This is a genomic window from Cupriavidus basilensis, from assembly GCF_000832305.1.
GTDB lineage: Bacteria > Pseudomonadota > Gammaproteobacteria > Burkholderiales > Burkholderiaceae > Cupriavidus > Cupriavidus basilensis_F.
In genome coordinates, this window is sequence record NZ_CP010536.1 from 3,861,785 (window position 1) to 3,880,267 (window position 18,483).

The 18,483-nt window shown below is 67.2% G+C and carries 15 protein-coding genes; 2 read left to right on the forward strand and 13 right to left on the reverse strand.

Features of this window, described 5'->3' with window-relative positions; genetic code table 11:
• Positions 1-41: 41 nt before the first annotated feature.
• From RR42_RS17855 to RR42_RS17885, 7 genes are all read right to left on the reverse strand, one after another.
• A complete protein-coding gene (locus RR42_RS17855) occupies positions 42-1,244 on the reverse strand; it encodes a ribonucleotide-diphosphate reductase subunit beta (RefSeq protein ID WP_043349692.1) in 1,203 nt (400 codons plus the stop codon).
• 116 nt (positions 1,245-1,360) lie between these two features.
• A complete protein-coding gene (locus RR42_RS17860; RefSeq protein WP_043349696.1) occupies positions 1,361-4,303 on the reverse strand; it encodes a ribonucleoside-diphosphate reductase subunit alpha in 2,943 nt (980 codons plus the stop codon).
• Between the two features lie 502 nt (positions 4,304-4,805).
• On the reverse strand, positions 4,806-5,435 hold the full coding sequence (gene ampD / locus RR42_RS17865) for a 1,6-anhydro-N-acetylmuramyl-L-alanine amidase AmpD (protein WP_043349699.1): 630 nt from the start codon (positions 5,433-5,435) through the stop codon (positions 4,806-4,808).
• On the reverse strand, positions 5,428-7,098 hold the full coding sequence (locus tag RR42_RS17870; protein ID WP_043349702.1) for a sigma-54-dependent transcriptional regulator: 1,671 nt from the start codon (positions 7,096-7,098) through the stop codon (positions 5,428-5,430). Before RR42_RS17870 ends, ampD begins: the two co-directional genes overlap by 8 nt.
• 87 nt (positions 7,099-7,185) lie before the next feature.
• Positions 7,186-9,279 carry a sensor histidine kinase gene (locus RR42_RS17875; protein ID WP_043349706.1) on the reverse strand — a complete coding sequence of 698 codons (2,094 nt, stop codon included), beginning with the start codon at positions 9,277-9,279 and terminating at the stop codon, positions 7,186-7,188.
• A complete protein-coding gene (locus RR42_RS17880) occupies positions 9,276-9,557 on the reverse strand; it encodes a PP0621 family protein (protein ID WP_043349709.1) in 282 nt (93 codons plus the stop codon). Before RR42_RS17880 ends, RR42_RS17875 begins: the two co-directional genes overlap by 4 nt.
• Positions 9,558-9,564: 7 nt before the next feature.
• Positions 9,565-10,497 (reverse strand): cytochrome C assembly family protein, encoded by a 933-nt coding sequence (locus tag RR42_RS17885; protein WP_043349712.1) that lies wholly within the window; start codon positions 10,495-10,497, stop codon positions 9,565-9,567.
• A 103-nt stretch (positions 10,498-10,600) separates the two neighbouring features.
• Here RR42_RS17885 and ffh point away from each other — a divergent pair, with 103 nt between their 5' ends.
• Both ffh and RR42_RS17895 read left to right on the forward strand, forming a co-directional pair.
• Positions 10,601-11,995 (forward strand): signal recognition particle protein, encoded by a 1,395-nt coding sequence (gene ffh / locus RR42_RS17890; RefSeq protein WP_006162498.1) that lies wholly within the window; start codon positions 10,601-10,603, stop codon positions 11,993-11,995.
• A 79-nt stretch (positions 11,996-12,074) separates the two neighbouring features.
• Positions 12,075-12,617: a hypoxanthine-guanine phosphoribosyltransferase gene (locus tag RR42_RS17895; RefSeq protein ID WP_017224402.1), complete on the forward strand. Its 543-nt coding sequence runs from the start codon at positions 12,075-12,077 to the stop codon at positions 12,615-12,617.
• Here the strand turns inward: RR42_RS17895 and RR42_RS17900 are convergent.
• The 6 genes from RR42_RS17900 to RR42_RS17925 form a co-directional block, all read right to left on the reverse strand.
• Entirely contained in the window at positions 12,614-13,234 is a 621-nt protein-coding gene (locus RR42_RS17900; RefSeq protein WP_082054931.1) for a LysE family translocator, read from the reverse strand. The genes RR42_RS17895 and RR42_RS17900 overlap by 4 nt on opposite strands.
• Positions 13,235-13,369: 135 nt before the next feature.
• On the reverse strand, positions 13,370-14,044 hold the full coding sequence (locus RR42_RS17905; protein WP_236701930.1) for a LysE family translocator: 675 nt from the start codon (positions 14,042-14,044) through the stop codon (positions 13,370-13,372).
• A gap of 83 nt (positions 14,045-14,127) precedes the next feature.
• A complete protein-coding gene (locus RR42_RS17910) occupies positions 14,128-14,967 on the reverse strand; it encodes a helix-turn-helix domain-containing protein (protein ID WP_043349724.1) in 840 nt (279 codons plus the stop codon).
• Positions 14,967-15,917: a 2OG-Fe(II) oxygenase gene (locus RR42_RS17915; RefSeq protein ID WP_043349727.1), complete on the reverse strand. Its 951-nt coding sequence runs from the start codon at positions 15,915-15,917 to the stop codon at positions 14,967-14,969. The genes RR42_RS17910 and RR42_RS17915 overlap by 1 nt, the downstream gene beginning before the upstream one ends.
• Positions 15,914-16,678: a lytic transglycosylase domain-containing protein gene (locus RR42_RS17920; RefSeq protein ID WP_236701931.1), complete on the reverse strand. Its 765-nt coding sequence runs from the start codon at positions 16,676-16,678 to the stop codon at positions 15,914-15,916. The genes RR42_RS17915 and RR42_RS17920 overlap by 4 nt, the downstream gene beginning before the upstream one ends.
• Before the next feature lie 5 nt (positions 16,679-16,683).
• Positions 16,684-18,405, reverse strand: a complete 1,722-nt coding sequence (locus RR42_RS17925) for a proline--tRNA ligase (protein ID WP_043349731.1) — start codon at positions 18,403-18,405, stop codon at positions 16,684-16,686.
• Between the last annotated feature and the right edge of the window lie 78 nt (positions 18,406-18,483).

The following is an 18,483-nucleotide window of genomic DNA, read 5'->3' on the forward strand; positions in this document are numbered from 1 at the left end:
GAAGGAGCTCTTTTCTTTCTGCGTGGCGGCATTCACCACGCTCAATCCCAGGACAACGCCCCACCGGTCTGATACTCGATGACGCGCGTCTCGAAGAAGTTGCGTTCCTTCTTCAGGTCGATCATCTCGCTCATCCACGGGAACGGGTTTTCCTCGTTCGGGAACAGCTGCTCCAGGCCGATCTGCTGGCAGCGGCGGTTGCAGATGAAGCGCAGGTAGCCCTTGAACATCGGTGCGTTCAGGCCCAGCACGCCACGCGGCATGGTGTCCTCGGCGTAGCGGTATTCGAGGTCCACGGCTTTCTTGAACAGCGCGGTGATCTCTTCCTTGAACTCGGCGGTCCACAGGTGCGGATTCTCGAGCTTGATCTGGTTGATCAGGTCGATGCCGAAGTTGCAGTGCAGGGACTCGTCGCGCAGGATGTACTGGTACTGCTCGGCGGCGCCGGTCATCTTGTTCTGGCGGCCCATGGCCAGGATCTGCGTGAAGCCCACGTAGAAGAACAGGCCTTCCATGATGCAGGCGAACACGATCAGCGACTTGAGCAGCTTCTGGTCGTTCTCCGGCGTGCCGGTCTTGAAGGCCGGGTCGGTCAGCGTGTCGATGAACGGGATCAGGAACTCATCCTTGTCGCGGATCGACTGCACTTCGTGGTACGCATTGAAGATCTCGGCTTCATTGAGGCCGAGCGACTCCACGATGTACTGGTAGGCGTGCGTGTGGATCGCTTCTTCGAAGGCCTGGCGCAGCAGGTACTGGCGGCATTCCGGCGCGGTGATCTGGCGGTAGGTGCCCAGCACGATGTTGTTGGCGGCCAGCGAGTCGGCGGTCACGAAGAAGCCGAGGTTGCGCTTGATCACGCGGCGCTCGTCTTCGGTCAGCCCGTTCGGGTCCTTCCACAGCGCGATGTCGCGCGACATGTTGATTTCCTGCGGCATCCAGTGGTTGGCGCAGCCGGCAAGGTATTTTTCCCAGGCCCACTTGTACTTGAACGGCACCAGCTGGTTGACGTCGGTCGAGCCATTGATGACGCGCTTGTCGGCGGCGTTCACGCGGCGGTCCGTCGGCGCGTCGGACGCCGGCAGGTTGCCGAGGATACCCGTGCCGGCCGGCTGCGTGGCGGCCGGCGGCAGCACGCCGTGCTGGTCGACAGAGCGTGCGGCAGCAGGCGTGGCGGTGGGATTCGGCTCGGGCTGCGGGGCAGCCTGCGGGGTGGCTTGAACGTCGTCGTCCCAGCTCAGCATGGTGTGGTTCTCCGTGGAATGCTTTGGTTTGCCGCTGTCCTCGCCGCGCGAGCGGCGCAGCGAGGATCAGGGCAGGTAATGACTTACTGGCGACTTACTGGCGACTTACTGGCGAATTACTGGCAGGCTTCGCACTCGTCGAAACCGGCGTCGCCCGGGCGCATCGTGCAGACCGCGCCTTCGGCTTCCGGCATGGCCGGTGCGGAGGCGGCGGCCTGGTCGATGCCGGCGGCGCTGATGCCGCTGTCGCTACCCGACGACACGGCGTTGAGCGAGCCGCGCGACACGGTGGACTTCTCCACGTGGGTGGCTGCCATCGTGCGCAGGTAGTACGTGGTCTTCAGGCCGCGCAGCCAGGCCAGCTTGTAGGTGTCGTCCAGCTTCTTGCCCGAGGCGCCGGCCATGTAGATGTTGAGCGACTGTGCCTGGTCGATCCACTTCTGGCGGCGGCTGGCGGCTTCCACCAGCCAGCTCGGCTCGACTTCGAAGGCCGTCGCGTAGATGTCGCGCAGGTCTTGCGGAATGCGGTCGATGCGGGCCAGCTTGCCGTCGAAATACTTCAGGTCGGCGACCATGACTTCGTCCCACAGGCCGCGTGCCTTCAGGTCGCGCACCAGGTAGTCGTTGACCACCGTGAACTCGCCCGACAGGTTGGACTTGACGTACAGGTTCTGGAAGGTCGGTTCGATGCAGGCCGACACGCCGATGATGTTCGAGATCGTTGCCGTCGGCGCGATCGCGATGCAGTTCGAGTTGCGCATGCCGTGCTGCTTGATGCGCGCGCGCAGGCTGTCCCAGTCCATGGTCGAGGAATGATCCACTTCCAGGTAGCCGCCGCGTTCTTCGGCCAGCAGCTTGAGCGAGTCCTGCGGCAGAATGCCGCGATCCCACAGCGAGCCTTCATAGGTGCTGTAGCGCCCGCGTTCTTCCGCCAGCTCGCTGGAGGCGCGGTAGGCGTAGTAGCACACCGCTTCCATCGAAGTGTCGGCGAACTGCACCGCGGCGTCGCTGGCGTACGGCAGGCGCAGCATGTGCAGGCAGTCCTGGAAGCCCATGATGCCCATGCCGACCGGGCGATGGCGCAGGTTGGAGTTGCGTGCCTTCTCGACCGCGTAGTAGTTGATGTCGATCACGTTGTCGAGCATGCGCATCGCGGTGCGGATGGTCTTCTCGAGCTTGGCGTGATCGAGCACCTGGGTGCCGTCGGCCTGTTGCTTCAGGTGGGCGACCAGGTTCACCGAACCCAGGTTGCAAACGGCGATCTCGCTGTCGTTGGTGTTGAGCGTGATTTCCGTGCACAGGTTGGAGCTGTGCACCACGCCCACGTGCTGCTGCGGGCTGCGGATGTTGCACGGATCCTTGAAGGTGATCCAGGGATGGCCGGTCTCGAACAGCATGCCCAGCATCTTGCGCCACAGCTGCATGGCGGGGATCTTCTTGAACAGCTTGAGCTCGCCACGGGCGGCCTTGGCTTCGTAGCCCAGGTAGGCTTCTTCGAATGCCTTGCCGACCAGGTCGTGCAGGTCCGGGCAGGTGGCGGGCGAGAACAGGGTCCATTCGCCGGCTTCCATCACGCGCTTCATGAACAGGTCGGGAATCCAGTTCGCCGTGTTCATGTCGTGGGTGCGGCGGCGATCGTCGCCGGTGTTCTTGCGCAGCTCGAGGAATTCCTCGATGTCCAGGTGCCAGGTTTCCAGGTAGGCGCAGACCGCGCCCTTGCGCTTGCCACCCTGATTGACCGCCACGGCGGTGTCGTTCACCACCTTCAGGAACGGCACCACGCCTTGCGACTTGCCGTTGGTGCCCTTGATGTGCGAGCCGAGGGCACGCACATTGGTCCAGTCGTTGCCCAGACCACCGGCGAACTTCGACAGCAGCGCGTTTTCCTTCAGCGCCTCGTAGATGCCTTCCAGGTCGTCCGACACGGTGGTCAGGTAGCACGACGACAGCTGCGAGCGGCGGGTGCCCGAGTTGAACAGGGTCGGCGTGGACGACATGAAGTCGAACGACGACAGCAGCTGGTAGAACTCGATGGCACGGGCTTCGCGGTCCTTCTCGCCCAGCGCCAGGCCCATCGCCACGCGCATGAAGAATGCCTGCGGCATTTCGATGCGGGTCTCGTCGATGTGCAGGAAGTAGCGGTCGTACAGCGTCTGCAGGCCCAGGTAGTTGAACTGGAAGTCGCGCTGGGCGTCCAGTGCCGCGCCCAGGCGGACCAGGTCATAGGTGGCCAGCTTCTCGTCCAGCAGCTCGGCTTCGATGCCGCGCGCGATGAACTTGGGGAAGTAGTCGGCGTAGCGCGACACCATCTCGGTCTGGGTCACTTCGGCGCCCAGGATTTCCTTGCGGATGGTGTGCAGCAGGATACGCGCGGTGACCTGGCTGTAGGCCGGGTCCTTCTCGATCAGGGTACGCGCGGCCAGGATGGCGGAGTCGTAGACCTGGGTCATCGGCACGCCGTCGTACAGGTTTTTCAGCGTTTCCTTGAGGATCGGCTCGGCGCTGACGGCATCGCCAAGGCCCGAGCAGGCGTTGTCGATCAGGCCATGCAGCGCGCCCAGGTCCAGCACGCGGGCTACGCCCGCATCGGTCACGTTGAACGTGGCGCCGCCTTCCTGCACGCGGGCCACCGCCTGGGCGTTTGCCTGGGCGCGTTCCTGGGTGCGCTTCTCGCGGTACAGCACGTAGGCGCGGGCCACTTCATGCTCGCCCGAGCGCATCAGCGCAAGCTCGACGTGATCCTGCACGTCTTCGATATGGAAGGTGCCGCCGTTAGGGCGGCTGCGCAGCAGCGCGCGGACCACATTCTGGGTCACTTGCTCGACCACTTCGCGCACACGCGCCGAAGCGGCGCCCTGTCCGCCGTTGACGGCGAGAAAGGCCTTGGTCACCGCGACCGAGATCTTGCTCGGCTCGAACGCCACGACGGCGCCGTTACGTCGGATGATCTTGTAGTCCTGGTAGCTGCCAGCGGCGGCAGTAGCGGGGCTCGACTGCGCGTTCGCTGCTGCACCGGCGCCAGTTGCGCCGGTGGAGATTTCGTTCTGGGCTGTCTGCATGAGGAACTCCTGTTCTGACCCGTGTTTTATGAGTGACAAAGAGTCCCGGGCAAAATGCGCAAAAAGGCTCAGACACGCCGGCCGGCCTTACCCGGGAGGGCGCGCTGCTATTGCTGGATTCTGCTGGGACTCTTGTGATGCGCCGGCCCTTCGGCGGACCGCAGCCATTGCTGCGGCGGTAACTGCACACCTAGGCCGACTCCCCGAAAGCACCACTAGATCTAGTGGTCGATGCGAAAAACTGGACTAAGTATAGTGAAACGGAGCGGATTCACCAGTCTTGACAAGCGCCTTTTTGGCGCGAATTCCAGTGCCGGCATGGCATGCGGCGCTGCGCCATACCCGCTAGCCCAAGAGACGCAAGGGAATCCGCCCGACGGTTCGTTACCGCACCATGACGCGAAATTTTTTTGATTGACCTGACCTCTTCGATAGGCGCGGACTTTATCAGGGTTTTCCCCAGATCGCGGCTTTCCCCTAGACCTCGCTTGTTGGCCTTGCCTCAGGGCTGTTCTTTGCGGTAAGGCAGTTGCGCGGGCGCCACGCCGGCTGCGGCGGCAAAGCCCGCCCAGTCGAAATGTGGCCCCGGATCCGTCTTGCGCCCCGGCGCGATATCGCTGTGCCCCGCCACGGCCCGCACCGGATAGGTGCCTAGCAGGGCACGCACCAGCGCTGCGGTGGTGTGGTATTGGGCCAACGTGAACGGCTGGTCGTCGCTGCCTTCCACCTCGATGCCGATGGAAAAGTCGTTGCAACGTGGCCGGCCGAAGAACTCGGACTGGCCGGCGTGCCAGGCGCGGTCCAGGCAAGACACGAACTGGACCAGCTCGCCCCCTCGCGTCACCAGGAAATGCGCCGACACCCGCACTTGATGGATCGTCTCGAAAAACGGATGGCGCGACGGGTCGAGACGGTTCAGGAAGAAGGCTTCGATATCGCCGCTGCCGAATTGCCCGGGCGGCAGGCTTATGTTGTGGATCACCACCAGGTCCACCGGCATGTGCGCGGGCCGGGCGTCGAAATTGGGGGACGGCACCTGGCGCGCCGCGGGCACCCAGCCCGCCGGGTCGGGGACGAATCGCGAGCCCGGCGCGGACTGGGCTGCCTGGGCGGCCTGGTCGAGGTCAGGCATGGCGATCTCCATCCGCCGCCAGCAGCCCGTCGCGCAGCGCTTCGCTGGTTTCAGCGGCGCCGTCAGCCGGGTCATCGCGGCCCTCGCGGATGCCAAGCTGCTGGATGCGGTAGCGCAACTGGCGAAAGCTCAGGCCCAGCAGCGGCGCGGCGGCTGTCCGGTTGAAGCCGGTCTGCTGCAGCGCCTGCAGGATCAGGTCGCGCTCTAGCGCTTCGAGCCGGCCGGGCAGGTCGATCGGGAAGGTGGCTCGGCAAGCGTCTGCGGCCGCCTCCACGGCCCGAGGTGTCGCGGGTTGCGCAAACAGATCGGGCTGCGCGCCGTCCCGGGATTCGGCGTGCGCATCGTACGCAAGCTCCTGCATGGCGCCCGGCCGCAAGCCGGACGCTGCCGGCGCAGCCGCCGAGGCCAGGTAGGCGTGCGGCGCGGGCGGGCGTGGCATGGCCGAATGGCCCATGCCCGCATCCATCTGGCCCAGGTCGTCCACCTCGATGGTATTGCCCTCGGCGAAGGCATAGGCCCGCTCGAGCAGGTTTTCCAGCTCGCGCACATTGCCCGGGAACGGATAGTCGGACAGCCGCTGCAGCGCGGCCGCCGCCAGCCGCTTGGGACGGGGATCGCCATAGCGCACCGCCAGGTACTCCAGGATGGCGCTGGCCAGCACCGGGATATCCTCGCGCCGCTCGCGCAGCGTGGGCATGCGCAGCGCCAGCACGTTGAGGCGGTAGAACAGGTCCTGGCGGAACTGGCCGGAGGCGACCATCGCGGAAAGATCCTTGTGGCTGGCACACAGCACCCGCACGTCCACGCTCTCCTCGCGGCTCGCGCCGATCTTGCGCACGCGCCGCTCCTGCAGCACGCGCAGCAGCTTGACCTGCATCGCCAGCGGCAGGTCCGCCACCTCGTCGAGCAGCAGCGTGCCGCCATTGGCAGCCTGGAAGAAGCCACCGCGCTCGGCGTCGGCCCCGGTGAAGGCGCCCTTCACATGGCCAAAGAACTCCGACTCCATCAGGGTCTCGGGGATGGCGCCGCAATTGACCGCGATAAAGGGATGCGCCGCGCGCGCGCTGACCGCGTGGATGGCACGCGCCGCACGCTCCTTGCCACTGCCGGACTCGCCGCTGATGACGATCGGCGCCATGCTGCGCGCCAGCCGCGAGAGCGAGCGGCGCACCTCGTGCATGGCCGGAGAATGGCCGGGAAGCAGGTTGACGGCGCGGTCCACGGTTTCCTGCGCCCCGCTGCCGCCCTCGCTGCCGTCACCGCCCTCGGCGCCGTCACGCTGCTGGCGCCCCAGGGCATTCAGGATCAGGCTGCGCAGCTGGTCCAGCGAGACCGGCTTGGCGATGTAGTCGAACGCGCCCGCCTTGAGTGCCTCCACGGCATTGTCGGCGCTGCCGTAGGCGGTGATCACAGCCACCGGCACCCGCTCCGGCGCGCTCGAGAGCTGGCGCACGATATCGATGCCAAGCCCGTCGCCCAGCCGCATGTCGGTCAGTACCAGGCTATAGCGGCGCGCGGCGAGCTGCTGGCGCGCCTCGGCCAGCGAGCCGGCCAGCACCACTTCGTGGCCCATGCGGCGGATCGAGATATCGAGCAGTTCTCGCAGGTCGGCCTCGTCGTCGATGACGAGAATCGGGTCGGGGCCTGGCGTCTTGAGGGGCATGGGTCTGCGTCTGGCGATCTGGCGAAATGGGGTCGGGGCGGCGACTAAACGAGTGGCTGATCGGGTGGCCGGGCATGCCGGCGCGGCTCAGCCACCCGCGCTGTCCGGCGCTTCGATGCGCAAGGTCAGGACAAAAGCCTTGGCCGGCAGTGTATCGCGTGTGGCCGGCGCCAGCATGCCGGTCTGCGCCAGCAGCGCGTCGATCGAAATGGTGCCGTAGCGCACTTGGGCGTCGTTGGCGCCGCATAGCTCGCGCGCCATGAACAGCCCGAGGCCGGTGCCCTGGGCGTTGCTGGTAAAGAAGGGCTCGAACAAGGTGCGCTGGTGCTCGCGCGACACCTCGACGCCATCGTTCCAGACGATCAGCTCGGCATGGTGCTGGTCAAGCGCATGGGCTAGCAGGCGGATCGCCCCGGGCAGGCGGCTGCAGTAGCGCCAGGCGTTGTCGAGCAGGTTGCCAAGCACCTGCTGCAACTGGGAGGCATCGAAGATGACCGGGCGCGCCACGTCCACCGTGAGCCGGATGGCGTTGGCGTTGATCTCGGCCGGACGCGGCACGCGCCGCGCGCCGACCGGGTCGTGGCTGGTGGAGCGGGCGCGCATCTCCAGCCGCCAGCGGCCGACGATCTCCGGCAGCGCCTGGTTCAGATCCACCGTGGTGCGCTCGGTGCGCGGGCGGCGCGACATCTGCAGCACGTCCGACACCACCTGGTCGAGCCGGCGCACATTGTCGTGAATGATGCGCAGCAGCCGCGCATCCACGTCGCCCTCCGCGCGCCCCGCCTCGCCCGGGCGCGCGGCCCGGCGGCTGGTTTCGGCCAGCAGCTCGCTGGCCTGGCTGATGGCCGCCAGCGGATTGCGGATCTGGTGTGCCACGCTGGCCACCAGGCGCCCCATGGCAGCCAGCTTCTCCTGTTGCACCTGCTCGGCAATGCGCTCCCAGCTTTCGATATGGACCAGCACCGTGTCGCGCATCTCGCTGCGCAGCAAGGCCTCGTCCTCCGGGCGCCAGGCCATGGCCTCGCTCTGGGCGATGGCCAGGCGCAGCCGGGCCGCCGCCTCTGGCGACAGCTCGTTCCAGGTGCCTGTGTTCATGGCGTTCTGGGCACCCAGCGAGACCGACATCGAGGACGCGAAGGTGGAGCGCAGGCTGGCCAGCCCCGGCAGCAAGAAGCGCAGCCGCAGCCGCGTGTGCAGGATGGGGCCGCGCCCCGAGGATGGCCGCGACGGCAGCGGCAGCAATTGCAGGATGCGAGGCGCATCGTCCTTGCTGCGCACCCAGTCGCGCAGCATTTCCATCAGCGGCTGCAGGCGGGGGATCTGGCGCAGGTCGAACAGCGCATCGCGCCCGTTGGCGGGTGTCTCCGAATGCTTGCCCCGTTCGGCAGGCTGCACGCCCAGCAGCACCACCGCGGCCGGGTTGGCCGCCACCACCACGCCGTTGGCACGCAGCAGCATCACCCCGTCCTGCATGTCGTTGACCATCAGGCGGTTGACCAGTTGCTGCAGGCGCAGCTCCTGCTCGCGCGCCAGCGCCAGCCGCTCCTGCGCGAGCTGGCGGTTGGCCAGCAGGTACATCAGAGAGGCCGCGATCATGAAGACCAGCCCGTACAGCCCCGAGCCCAGCAAACCCGTGTCGGCCTGGCGCAACAGCAAGGTCTGCGCGAAGGGGGCGCTCATCACCACCAGCGCGGACACTGCCGCAGCGAACAGCGCGAACAGCAGGCTGGTGAGCGCGCCTGCCTGCAGCGCAGGCAACAGGAAGATCATGGCGAGCCCCTCGCCGCGCTGGCCCTGCGCGTGAAAGATCAGGCCAAGCAGGGCGAGGTCGGCCAGCACCTGGAAGCGCACCCGCAGGTGAAAGCCGCGGCGCCACCAGAGCGTGGCGACCAACATCCCCAGCGCCATCACGGCGTAGGGCACGGCCAGCGGCAGCGCGGCCAGGCCGCTGCCGAACCCGCTGCCCAGTCCAGTGGCCAGCGCCTGCGCGGCTCGCTCGGCCTCGGCGCGCTGCGCCGGCAGCCAGGCGTAGCCCAGCAGCAGCGCGGCTACGGCCAGCCGGGTCCAGCAGAAATAGCGCAGCAAGCGCCAGTGGAATTCAGGAGGTTCGGGCTGGCGCCACATCGCCGCAAGGGCGTGCCAGGCATTCAGGCGGGACCAGAACGAGGCAGGCCCGTTCATGCGGCAGGGCTGTCCGGATCGCTATCGGCCGGCAGGTGGGCGCGCCGGCAGTAGTGCAAGCCGCGGTAGGCGATCGCTTCGCCCTGCGGCAGATGCACCCCGCAGCGCGCGCATTGCACCATGGCTTCCTGCGCAGGGGCAGGCTGGTTGCGCGCCGGCGAGCCTTGCGCGGGACCGTGCCGGGCGGCGCGGTCCTCCCGCAGGCGCGCCTCGGCGCGCTGGCGAAGCCACCAGAAACAACCCAGCACGACAGCCAGGACAAGGAAGATGCGTGCCATGCCGGCCTCAGATTCGGTGCAGTATGACTTCGATGACGAAGCGGCTGCCGACATAAGCCAGCAGCAGGATGCCGAAGGACGCAATCACCCAGCGCAGCGCTGTGCGCCCGCGCCAGCCGTAGAAGGTGCGCCCGGCCAGGATGCCCGCGAACATCGCCCACGACAGCAGCGCGAACACGGTCTTGTGGTCGAGCCTGAAGGCCCGGCCAAACAGTTGCTCGGAGAACAGCAGGCCCGACAGGATCGTCAGCGTCAGCAGCACGAAGCCGGCGCCGATCAGGCGGAACAGCAGCTTCTCCAGCGTCAGCAGCGGCGGCAGCAGGTCGAGCCAGCGGCCCACCCACTGGGCCGGCTCGCTGGCCTTGCCCGCCTGGGGCGAACGGTTGAAGCCATGCAGGCGACGCTCGGCCAGCAGCATCAGGAAGGCATGGAAGGCCGCCAGCGTGAACAGGCCATAGGCGACGTTGGCAATGATGAAGTGCAGCTTGAACAGCGGCCGCGCCGCGTAGCCCAGGATCTGCGCGCCGGGAAACGCCAGCGGCATCAGGCTCGCGAGCATCGCCACCGGGACCACGATCAGCCCGAGGCCGGCCAGCGAGAAGAAGAAGCTCTCGATCCAGTAGATGCCCACGCCCAGCCAGAGCATGGCCGACAGCGCAAAGGCAAAGCCGAACACCATGCGGTCGGCCGGGAAGATGGTCTCGTGCAGCAGCAGGCCGTGGCTGGCCACCGCGGCCAGCATCAGCGCGTGCCACCAGGCCGGACGGCCATCGCCGCGCCCGCCGGCCCCGCCGCCGCCGTGCAGCAGCGCGGTCGCCGCCGCGCCCCCAATGGCACCGCCGTTGCCGGCAGCCGATAGCTGCGGGTTGCGCGTCGCCCAGCCGTGATAGGCCAGGCCGCAATAGAGAAGTGCCGTCAAGGCATACAGTACAATGGCCATTTGCACAGTTTACCTTAGCGCCCCGTCCCGGTGGCGCCCCGCTTGAGCCGGGCCAAGAGCCAGCCTCAAGCCTCGATCAAGCTCTATCCCCCGGACTTCTGCCATGCTGGACAATCTCACTCAACGCCTGGCGCGGGTCGTCAAGACCATGCGCGGCGAGGCTCGCCTGACCGAAGCCAATACCGCCGAAATGCTGCGCGAAGTGCGCCTGGCCATGCTGGAGGCCGATGTCGCCTTGCCGGTGGTGCGGGAATTCATCGCCCGCGTGAAGGAAAAGGCACTTGGCGAAGACGTGGTGTCCAGCCTGACGCCGGGCCAAGCGCTGGTGGGCGTGGTGCAGCGCGAGCTGACCGCTGTCATCGGCGGCGAGGAAAGCCTGTCCGCCGACAACAAGAGCGGCGAGTTGAACCTGGCGGTGCAGCCGCCCGCGATCATCCTGATGGCCGGCCTGCAGGGCGCCGGCAAGACCACTACCGTCGGCAAGCTGGCCAAGTGGCTGAAAGAAAACAAGAAGAAGAAGGTGCTGACGGTCTCGTGCGACGTCTACCGCCCCGCCGCTATCGCCCAGCTCAAGACCGTATCCGAGCAGGTCGGCGCCGATTTCTTCCCCTCCGAGCCCGACCAGAAACCGGTGGACATCGCGCGCGCGGCGGTGGACTGGGCCCGCAAGCATTATCACGACGTGCTGATCGTCGATACGGCAGGCCGCCTGGGTATCGACGAAGCCATGATGCAGGAAATCGCCGCGCTGCACGCCGAGATCAAGCCGGTAGAAACCCTGTTCGTGGTCGACGCCATGCTGGGCCAGGACGCGGTCAACACGGCCCGCGCCTTCAATGACGCCCTGCCCCTGACCGGCGTGGTGCTGACCAAGCTGGACGGCGACGCGCGCGGCGGTGCCGCGCTGTCGGTGCGCCACATCACCGGGCGCCCGATCAAGTTCGTCGGCGTCGGAGAAAAGCTGGACGGCCTCGAGCCCTTCTACCCCGATCGCATGGCCCAGCGGATCCTGGGCATGGGCGACATCCTCGCGCTGGTCGAGGAAGCCCAGCGCGGCGTGGACATGGAAGCGGCCGAGAAGCTGGCCAAGAAGATCAAGAAGACGGGCGACTTCGACCTGGAAGACTTCAAGGCGCAGATCGGCCAGATGAAGAAGATGGGCGGCCTGGGCAGCCTGGTCGACAAGCTGCCGGCTCAGTTTGCCCAGCAGGCGCAGGGCGCCAACATGGACGTGGCGGAAAAGCAGGTGCGCCGCATGGAAGGCATCATCAACAGCATGACGGCCGCCGAGCGCGCCAAGCCCGACCTGATCAAGGCCAGCCGCAAGCGCCGCATCGCCACCGGCGCCGGCGTGCCGGTGCAGGAAGTCAACCGCCTGCTCAACCAGTTCGACCAGATGCAGAGCATGATGAAAAAGCTCAAGGGCGGCGGCATGATGAAGATGATGCGCTCGATGGGCGCGATGAAGGGCGGCATGAAGGGACTCTTCAACCGCTGAGCCATCCGGCACGGCGGCGCCCGCTCCCCGGGCGCCGCGCCACCCCGCAAAAGACCAAGACTGAGACAGGATCCACATCATGATGACCGCCGAACAGGCCCGCGAACTGTGGGCCAACTCCGAGGAAATCGTCAGCGCCGAGGCCGTCCAGGCATCGCTGGACCGCATGGCGGGCGAGATCACGGAAAAGATGGGCGATACCTTCCCGCTGGTGCTGTCGGTGATGGGCGGCGCAGTCGTCTTCACCGGCATGCTGCTGCCCAAGCTGGCGTTCCCGCTGGAGTTCGACTACATCCACCTCTCGCGCTACAACAACAAGACGGTTGGCGGCGAGATGCAATGGCGCGTGGCGCCGCGCGAATCGGTCAAGGGCCGCACGGTGCTGGTGCTGGACGACATCCTGGACGAAGGCGAGACCATGGCGGCCATCCGCCAGCGCATCATGGACATGGGCGCGACCAATGTCTACGCCGCCGTGCTCTGCGAAAAAGTGCTGCAAAAGGCAAAGCCCATGCACCCGGACTTCTGCGGCTTCACCGTGCCTGAGCGCTATGTCTTCGGTTGCGGCATGGACGCCCACGGCTACTGGCGCAACCTGCCCGCCATCCGGGCCTTGCGCTAAGGCCTTGCGCCGACGATCGGCCACAGCGAGGCCAGCAGCAACAGCGCCATCCCCACATTGAACATGCGCAGCACCCGGGGCTGCGCCAGCCAGCGCCGCATGGCCGAGCCGAACACGGCCCACATCGCCACGCTGGGCAGGTTGATCACGGCGAACAGGCCGGACAGCAGCAATACATTGAGCCAGACATTGCCGTGCAGCACGTAGGTACTGCACGCGCCCACCGCCATCACCCAAGCCTTGGGATTGACCCACTGGAACGCGGCCGCGGCCAGGAAGCCCATGGGCTTGCCCACCTCCCGGTCCTGGACGCCACCTGCTGTCGCCAGCTTCCACGCCAGCCAGGTGAGATAGGCCACTGCCACCACACGCAGCACCTGCCAGGTCCACGGAAATGCGGCGAACAGCGATCCCAGCCCGAGGCCGACCACCGCCACCATCAGGCCGAAGCCGATACTGATGCCCAGCACATGGGGCACTGTGCGGGCAAAGCCGAAATTCACGCCCGAAGCCAGCACCATGGTGTTGTTGGGGCCCGGGGTGATCGACGACACGAGGGCAAACGCGCAGAACGCGGCGAACACGCCGGATCCGGCAACAAGCTGGGGCACTGCCATGTCTGGCTCCATCGAATACGAAAAGGAATGGAGCTAGTCTAGCCACGCAGTGCTGTACAGTACCGGTACAGTTGACCAGAAAACTGGCTATACGGCTTGGCGCGTAGCCGCCGCATCACGCCGCATCACGCCGCATCAAGCCGCGTTGATCGCGTTCGCCGCCACCACCAGCGCGATCCCCCACAGCACCACGCCGGTCGCCCGCTCCACGCCGCGAACCGAACGGGCAAAACGTGTGCGCACCAGTGGATGGCGTACGCCCCAGGCCACCAGCATGTCCCAGCCGAAGACCATGGCGAACATCCAGGCGCCGTAGCCCAGCTGTGCTGCCAGCGGCGTGCGGGTGCCGGCCAGCACCGAGAACAGGCTGGCATAGAACAACGCATTCTTGGGATTGAGCACGGCGGACAGGAAGCCCGTTACGAGTTGCGCCGCGTACGCTGCGGGGCCGGTGCCCTGCGCTTGCTGGTTTGCTCCATGCTCGCCATCGGCGCCGGGCAGCGTCGTCTCACCGCTGGCACGCAGCAGCCGCCAGCCCAGCCAGGCCAGGTACAGGCAACCCGCCCACTGCAGCAGCACGAACACGCCCTGGCTGGCGCGGGTAGCCGCCAGCCCGGCGATGGCCAGCCCGATAAACACGCCGTTTCCCAGCGCGATGCCCAGGCAGACGGCGCTGGCGCGGCCCACGCCATGCACCAGCGCGCTGCGCACTACCAGGAAAAAGTCGGGGCCCGGGCTGAGCAGTGCAAGAAAATGCGCGCCCGCCACCATGGCAAATTGGCCGAGGCCGGAATCAACAGGGAAATCCACGCCAGTCCTTTCGTGTCTTCGGATGAGCGCGAAGTCTGGACCGCGAGGGGCGGCAAGTATTGGAGAAAATTGCGCGCGGCGGCTCAGCCGCTGCGGCGTTGATAGCTGCGCGGCGTCAGCGCCACGCGCTGCTTGAAGGCACGCTGGAAGTGGCTCTGGTCGGAAAAGCCCAGCACCTGGGCGATCTCCGCCGGCGCCCCGCCCGCGCGCAACAGCTGGCGCGCGTGGTTGATGCGCAGATCCAGCTGGTAGGCATGCGGGGTCATGCCGAGGTCGGCCCGAAAGGCGCGGATCAGCTGGTAGCGGCTCATGCCGGCGCCGCGCGCCAGTTCCGCCAGCGGCAGCGGCTCCGCGTGATGGGCATGCAGGCGCGCGACCAGGCCGGCTAGCCGAGCCTCCGGCGTGACTGGCTGGCGCGGCGCGCGCACCGCCTGACGCAGGTCGGCAGCGCCGAGCAGCGCGGCCAGGAAGCCGCCTAGCGCCGCGTCCTTGGTGGCCTGCGGGGCTGCGGAGAACAGCACATCGTTAAGCCGGCACAGGCCGGCATAGGTATCTGGCGCGCGGGTGACACGCACCCGCGCCAGCGCCGCGGGCAACACCGCCACGCCACGTGCCGCCAGCACCGTGCCCACCCATGCCGGGTCCAGGTGCAGCATCTGGTAGCTCCAGCGCGCGTCGGGCTCCGGATTGCAGGCGTGCACCTGCCCGGCCGGGATCACGACCACGTCGCCGGGCGCCAGCCGTACCGACTCGGTCTCGGTGCCAAACAGGCTGTGGCCGCCATCGACAGCGCCAATCGACAAGGTGGGATGGGTATGCGGCAGGTAGGCCGCGCCGCTGTCGCTGGCGCAGCGGCTCTCGACATATGGCATGGCGGGATCGAACCAGTAGCGTGCCTGCCCTGCGGTGCTGCCGGCGCGCATCAGTCGGTCCGGTACGGGCGTTCGCGCAGCCACTTGGTGGCAATCCATTTCTCGCCCGCTTCAACGGGCAGGCCGGCATGCAGGGTGCGCTCGTCCAGCGTGCCGTCAGACTTGCGATAGCTGAAATAGACCGCGTTGCCCTTGACCGGCGCCACCTCCAGGCCAAGCTTGGGAAAGGCCGTGGCGCCACCCGCCGGCGGGCTGTTCAGGTAGATCACCAGGGTGGCGACGCGTTGCCCGCCGACCTTGAGCTGGCGCGCCTCGCCGGGGCGCTGCGGGTTAAAGAAATCGTAGTGCGGCTGGTACTCGCCGCCGGGCTTGTAGTTGAGGATCTGCAGGCCTTCGCCACGGTCCGCGGCAATCCCGGTCACGGCAGCGATGCAGTCCTCGATGCGCTCGATCAGCGCATGCTCGCCGACCTGGAACATCGCGCCCAGGCTGGTGCGCGCCTCGATCAGGTTCTCGTCGCCGGTGTCGGGGTTGATCACGGGTGAGCGCACCAGGCGGCCGCGCGCCAGCTCTACCAGTGCGTCGCACTCGGCATCGGTCAGCAGTTGCTGGTACAGGGTCACGCGCGGCGCCGCGAGCGTGAACAGGACGGGAATCTCGCGGCCGGCGAAATGCGCCGCGTTACGGTTGCCTTGCGCGCCGGTTTCGCCACGGCCACCAGCCTGGTCCCCTGCGCGCCCGGCCGGCTTGCCGATGCCCAGCTCCGCGGCATTGTCCGGCGCCGTCCCCCGCACCGCTGCCCGTGCCGCCGCGGACAGCGCCGCGGCCACGGTGGCTTGCGCGAAGGCCTGCTCGTAGCCGGACTGGCACATCGACTGCACCAGCGCCTCGGCGCCAAAGCCCTGCCCGATATGACGCCGCAGCCAGCGCTCCAGGTCCGCCGAGGAACTGGTGTAGCCCGCCTTGCCGGCGGTGTCGCCAGTGGCGCCGGTGTTGCTCATGAGGGATTGGCCAGCCGCTGCGGCGAGAACGGGTTGCGCGCCGGCGCTTCGGGCGGCACCACACGGCTGCGGATGCCCGTGCCGGATTCGGGGTCGCCGGCGACGGTGACCGTGGCTTCGGAGTACTGCCAGCGCTTCCACGCTGCCAGCACCGCATTGGGATAGTCGGGGCGGCCACGGCTGCCGTTGTACCGGCCCAGCGCCAGGAACAGGTCGCCTTGCTCGCGGTCCAGGTAGTAGCGCAGGATGGTGCAGCCGTAGCGCAGGTTGCTCTGCAGGTGAAACAGCTTGCGGCTGTCGCTGTCGCCAATGCTGCGCACCCAGAAGGGCATTACCTGCATCAGCCCGCGAGCACCGGCCGAGCTGATCGCGTATTTGCGGAAATTACTCTCGACCTGCACCAGCCCCAGCACCAGCGCCGGTTCCAGCCCCGCGCGCTTGGCCTCGTAGTAAGCGGTCTCGATCAGTTCGATGCGCACCTGCGGCTCGGGGATGCGCCCCGCGAGCCGGTGCGACATTTCTTCCAGCCACTTGAGATACGCCAGTTGCTCGCCGCCGGTGGCAAAGGCCGGGCGCAGCGGGCGGCTGTCGGCAATGGCCGCAGCCAGCGCGCCGCGCACCGAGTCGGCCAGGTCTTCTTCCTTCTGGGCCCCGGCGTGGGCGGCGGCGCTGAGCACCAGCAACAAGCCGGCGCCGACCCGCGCCACGCCCGAACGGCCCGGGAGCCGGCCCGGCAGACGCAGCGGGTCCAGGAGGCGCATGGCGCTCAGGCGGACAACAGCCCGCGCACGTGGGCGACCACGTCCGCGACCGGCAGCTGGGTGGCTTCGGCGTCGCGCCGTCCCTGGTACTCCACGCGGCCTTCCTTCAGGCCACGGTCGCCCACCACCACGCGGTGCGGCACGCCAATCAGCTCCCAGTCGGCAAACATGGCGCCGGGGCGCTCGCCGCGGTTGTCCAGGATCACATCGACGCCGGCTGCCAGCAGCTCAGCATGGATACGGTCGGCCTCGGCCTTGACGGCCTCGGATCGGTCGTAGCCAACCGGGCAGACCACCACCGCGAACGGGGCGATCGAAGCGGGCCAGATGATGCCGCGCTCGTCGAAGTTCTGCTCGATGGCGGCCCCCAGGATGCGGGTCACGCCGATGCCGTAGCAGCCCATCTGCATGGGCTGGGTCTTGCCGTTCTCGTCCAGGAAGGTAGCGCCCATCGATTCCGAATACCGCGTGCCGAGCATGAACACGTGGCCAACTTCGATGCCGCGGCAGATGGCGAGCGTGCCCTTGCCATCCGGCGAAACGTCGCCCTCCACCACATTGCGCAGGTCGGCCACCACGGGCTCGGGCAGGTCGCGGCCCCAGTTCACGCCGGTCAGGTGGTAGTCGCGCTCGTTGGCGCCGCAGACGAAATCGCTCATGTTGGCGACCGTGCGGTCCGCCACCACGTTGACAGGCTTCTTGGCACCGATGGGACCCAGGTAGCCGGGCGGCGTGCCGAACGTCTCGACGATCTCGGACTCGGTCGCGAAGCGGAACTCGGCCAGGCCGGCCACCTTGGACGCCTTGATCTCGTTGAGCTCATGGTCGCCACGCAGCAGCAGCAGCCAGATCTGCACGCCGGCCTCGCCTTCGGTGGCCAGCACGATCGACTTGACCGTGCGCGCAAGCGGGATGCCAAGCAGCTCGGCCACTTGCTCGCACTTGGCCTTGCCCGGGGTGGGCGTGTTGACCATGGCTTCGGCCGGCGCGGCACGCTGGGCCAGCAGCGGCAGGGCCTCGGCCGCTTCCATGTTGGCGGCGTAGTCCGAGTCGGGGCAGTAGACGATAGCGTCTTCGCCGGTCTCGGCGATCACGTGGAACTCGTGCGAGCCGGAGCCGCCGATGGCGCCGTTGTCGGCCGCGACGGCACGGAACTCCAGGCCGAAACGCTGGAAGATGCGCACGTAGGCGTCGAACATCTTGTCGTAGGACACCTTCAGGCCAGCAGCGTCACGATCGAAGGAGTAAGCGTCCTTCATGGTGAACTCGCGCCCGCGCATGATGCCAAAACGCGGCCGGCGCTCGTCGCGGAACTTGGTCTGGATCTGGTAGAAATTGATCGGCAGTTGCTTGTAGCTGCGGATTTCGCTGCGGGCGATGTCCGTCACCACCTCTTCGGAGGTGGGCTGCACCGCAAAGTCGCGCTCGTGGCGGTCCTTCAGGCGCAGCAGCTCGGGGCCCATCTTGTCCCAGCGGCCGGTTTCCTGCCACAGCTCGGCAGGCTGAATCACCGGCATCGACAGCTCGACCGCGCCAGCGCGGTTCATTTCCTCGCGCACAATGGCTTCCACCTTGCGAATCACCCGCAGGCCGACCGGCATGTAGTTATAGATGCCGGCGCCAAGCTTCTTGATCATGCCGGCTCGCATCATCAATTTGTGCGACACGATTTCCGCGTCGGAAGGGGCTTCCTTTTGGGTGGAAATGAAGAATTGCGAGGCTTTCATCCGTTGCTTTCTCGTGAGGCCATGCCGCCCTGGCAGGTTCCGTGGGCGGCATGGCGCGAATCCGTGGTGCGCGCGTGC

What these genes read in the sequence shown, in the direction of transcription:
- RR42_RS17875 (WP_043349706.1), bottom strand. Translation starts at nt 9,279, where the DNA reads ATGAACGGGCCTGCCTCGTTCTGGTCCCGCCTGAATGCCTGGCACGCC.
- RR42_RS17920 (WP_236701931.1), bottom strand. Translation starts at nt 16,678, where the DNA reads ATGCGCCTCCTGGACCCGCTGCGTCTGCCGGGCCGGCTCCCGGGCCGT.
- RR42_RS17925 (WP_043349731.1), bottom strand. Translation starts at nt 18,405, where the DNA reads ATGAAAGCCTCGCAATTCTTCATTTCCACCCAAAAGGAAGCCCCTTCC.
- RR42_RS17910 (WP_043349724.1), bottom strand. Translation starts at nt 14,967, where the DNA reads ATGCGCGCCGGCAGCACCGCAGGGCAGGCACGCTACTGGTTCGATCCC.
- RR42_RS17870 (WP_043349702.1), bottom strand. Translation starts at nt 7,098, where the DNA reads ATGCCCCTCAAGACGCCAGGCCCCGACCCGATTCTCGTCATCGACGAC.
- RR42_RS17900 (WP_082054931.1), bottom strand. Translation starts at nt 13,234, where the DNA reads ATGGCAGTGCCCCAGCTTGTTGCCGGATCCGGCGTGTTCGCCGCGTTC.
- RR42_RS17895 (WP_017224402.1), top strand. Translation starts at nt 12,075, where the DNA reads ATGATGACCGCCGAACAGGCCCGCGAACTGTGGGCCAACTCCGAGGAA.
- ffh (WP_006162498.1), top strand. Translation starts at nt 10,601, where the DNA reads ATGCTGGACAATCTCACTCAACGCCTGGCGCGGGTCGTCAAGACCATG.
- RR42_RS17855 (WP_043349692.1), bottom strand. Translation starts at nt 1,244, where the DNA reads ATGCTGAGCTGGGACGACGACGTTCAAGCCACCCCGCAGGCTGCCCCG.
- RR42_RS17915 (WP_043349727.1), bottom strand. Translation starts at nt 15,917, where the DNA reads ATGAGCAACACCGGCGCCACTGGCGACACCGCCGGCAAGGCGGGCTAC.
- RR42_RS17885 (WP_043349712.1), bottom strand. Translation starts at nt 10,497, where the DNA reads ATGGCCATTGTACTGTATGCCTTGACGGCACTTCTCTATTGCGGCCTG.
- ampD (WP_043349699.1), bottom strand. Translation starts at nt 5,435, where the DNA reads ATGCCTGACCTCGACCAGGCCGCCCAGGCAGCCCAGTCCGCGCCGGGC.
- RR42_RS17860 (WP_043349696.1), bottom strand. Translation starts at nt 4,303, where the DNA reads ATGCAGACAGCCCAGAACGAAATCTCCACCGGCGCAACTGGCGCCGGT.
- RR42_RS17880 (WP_043349709.1), bottom strand. Translation starts at nt 9,557, where the DNA reads ATGGCACGCATCTTCCTTGTCCTGGCTGTCGTGCTGGGTTGTTTCTGG.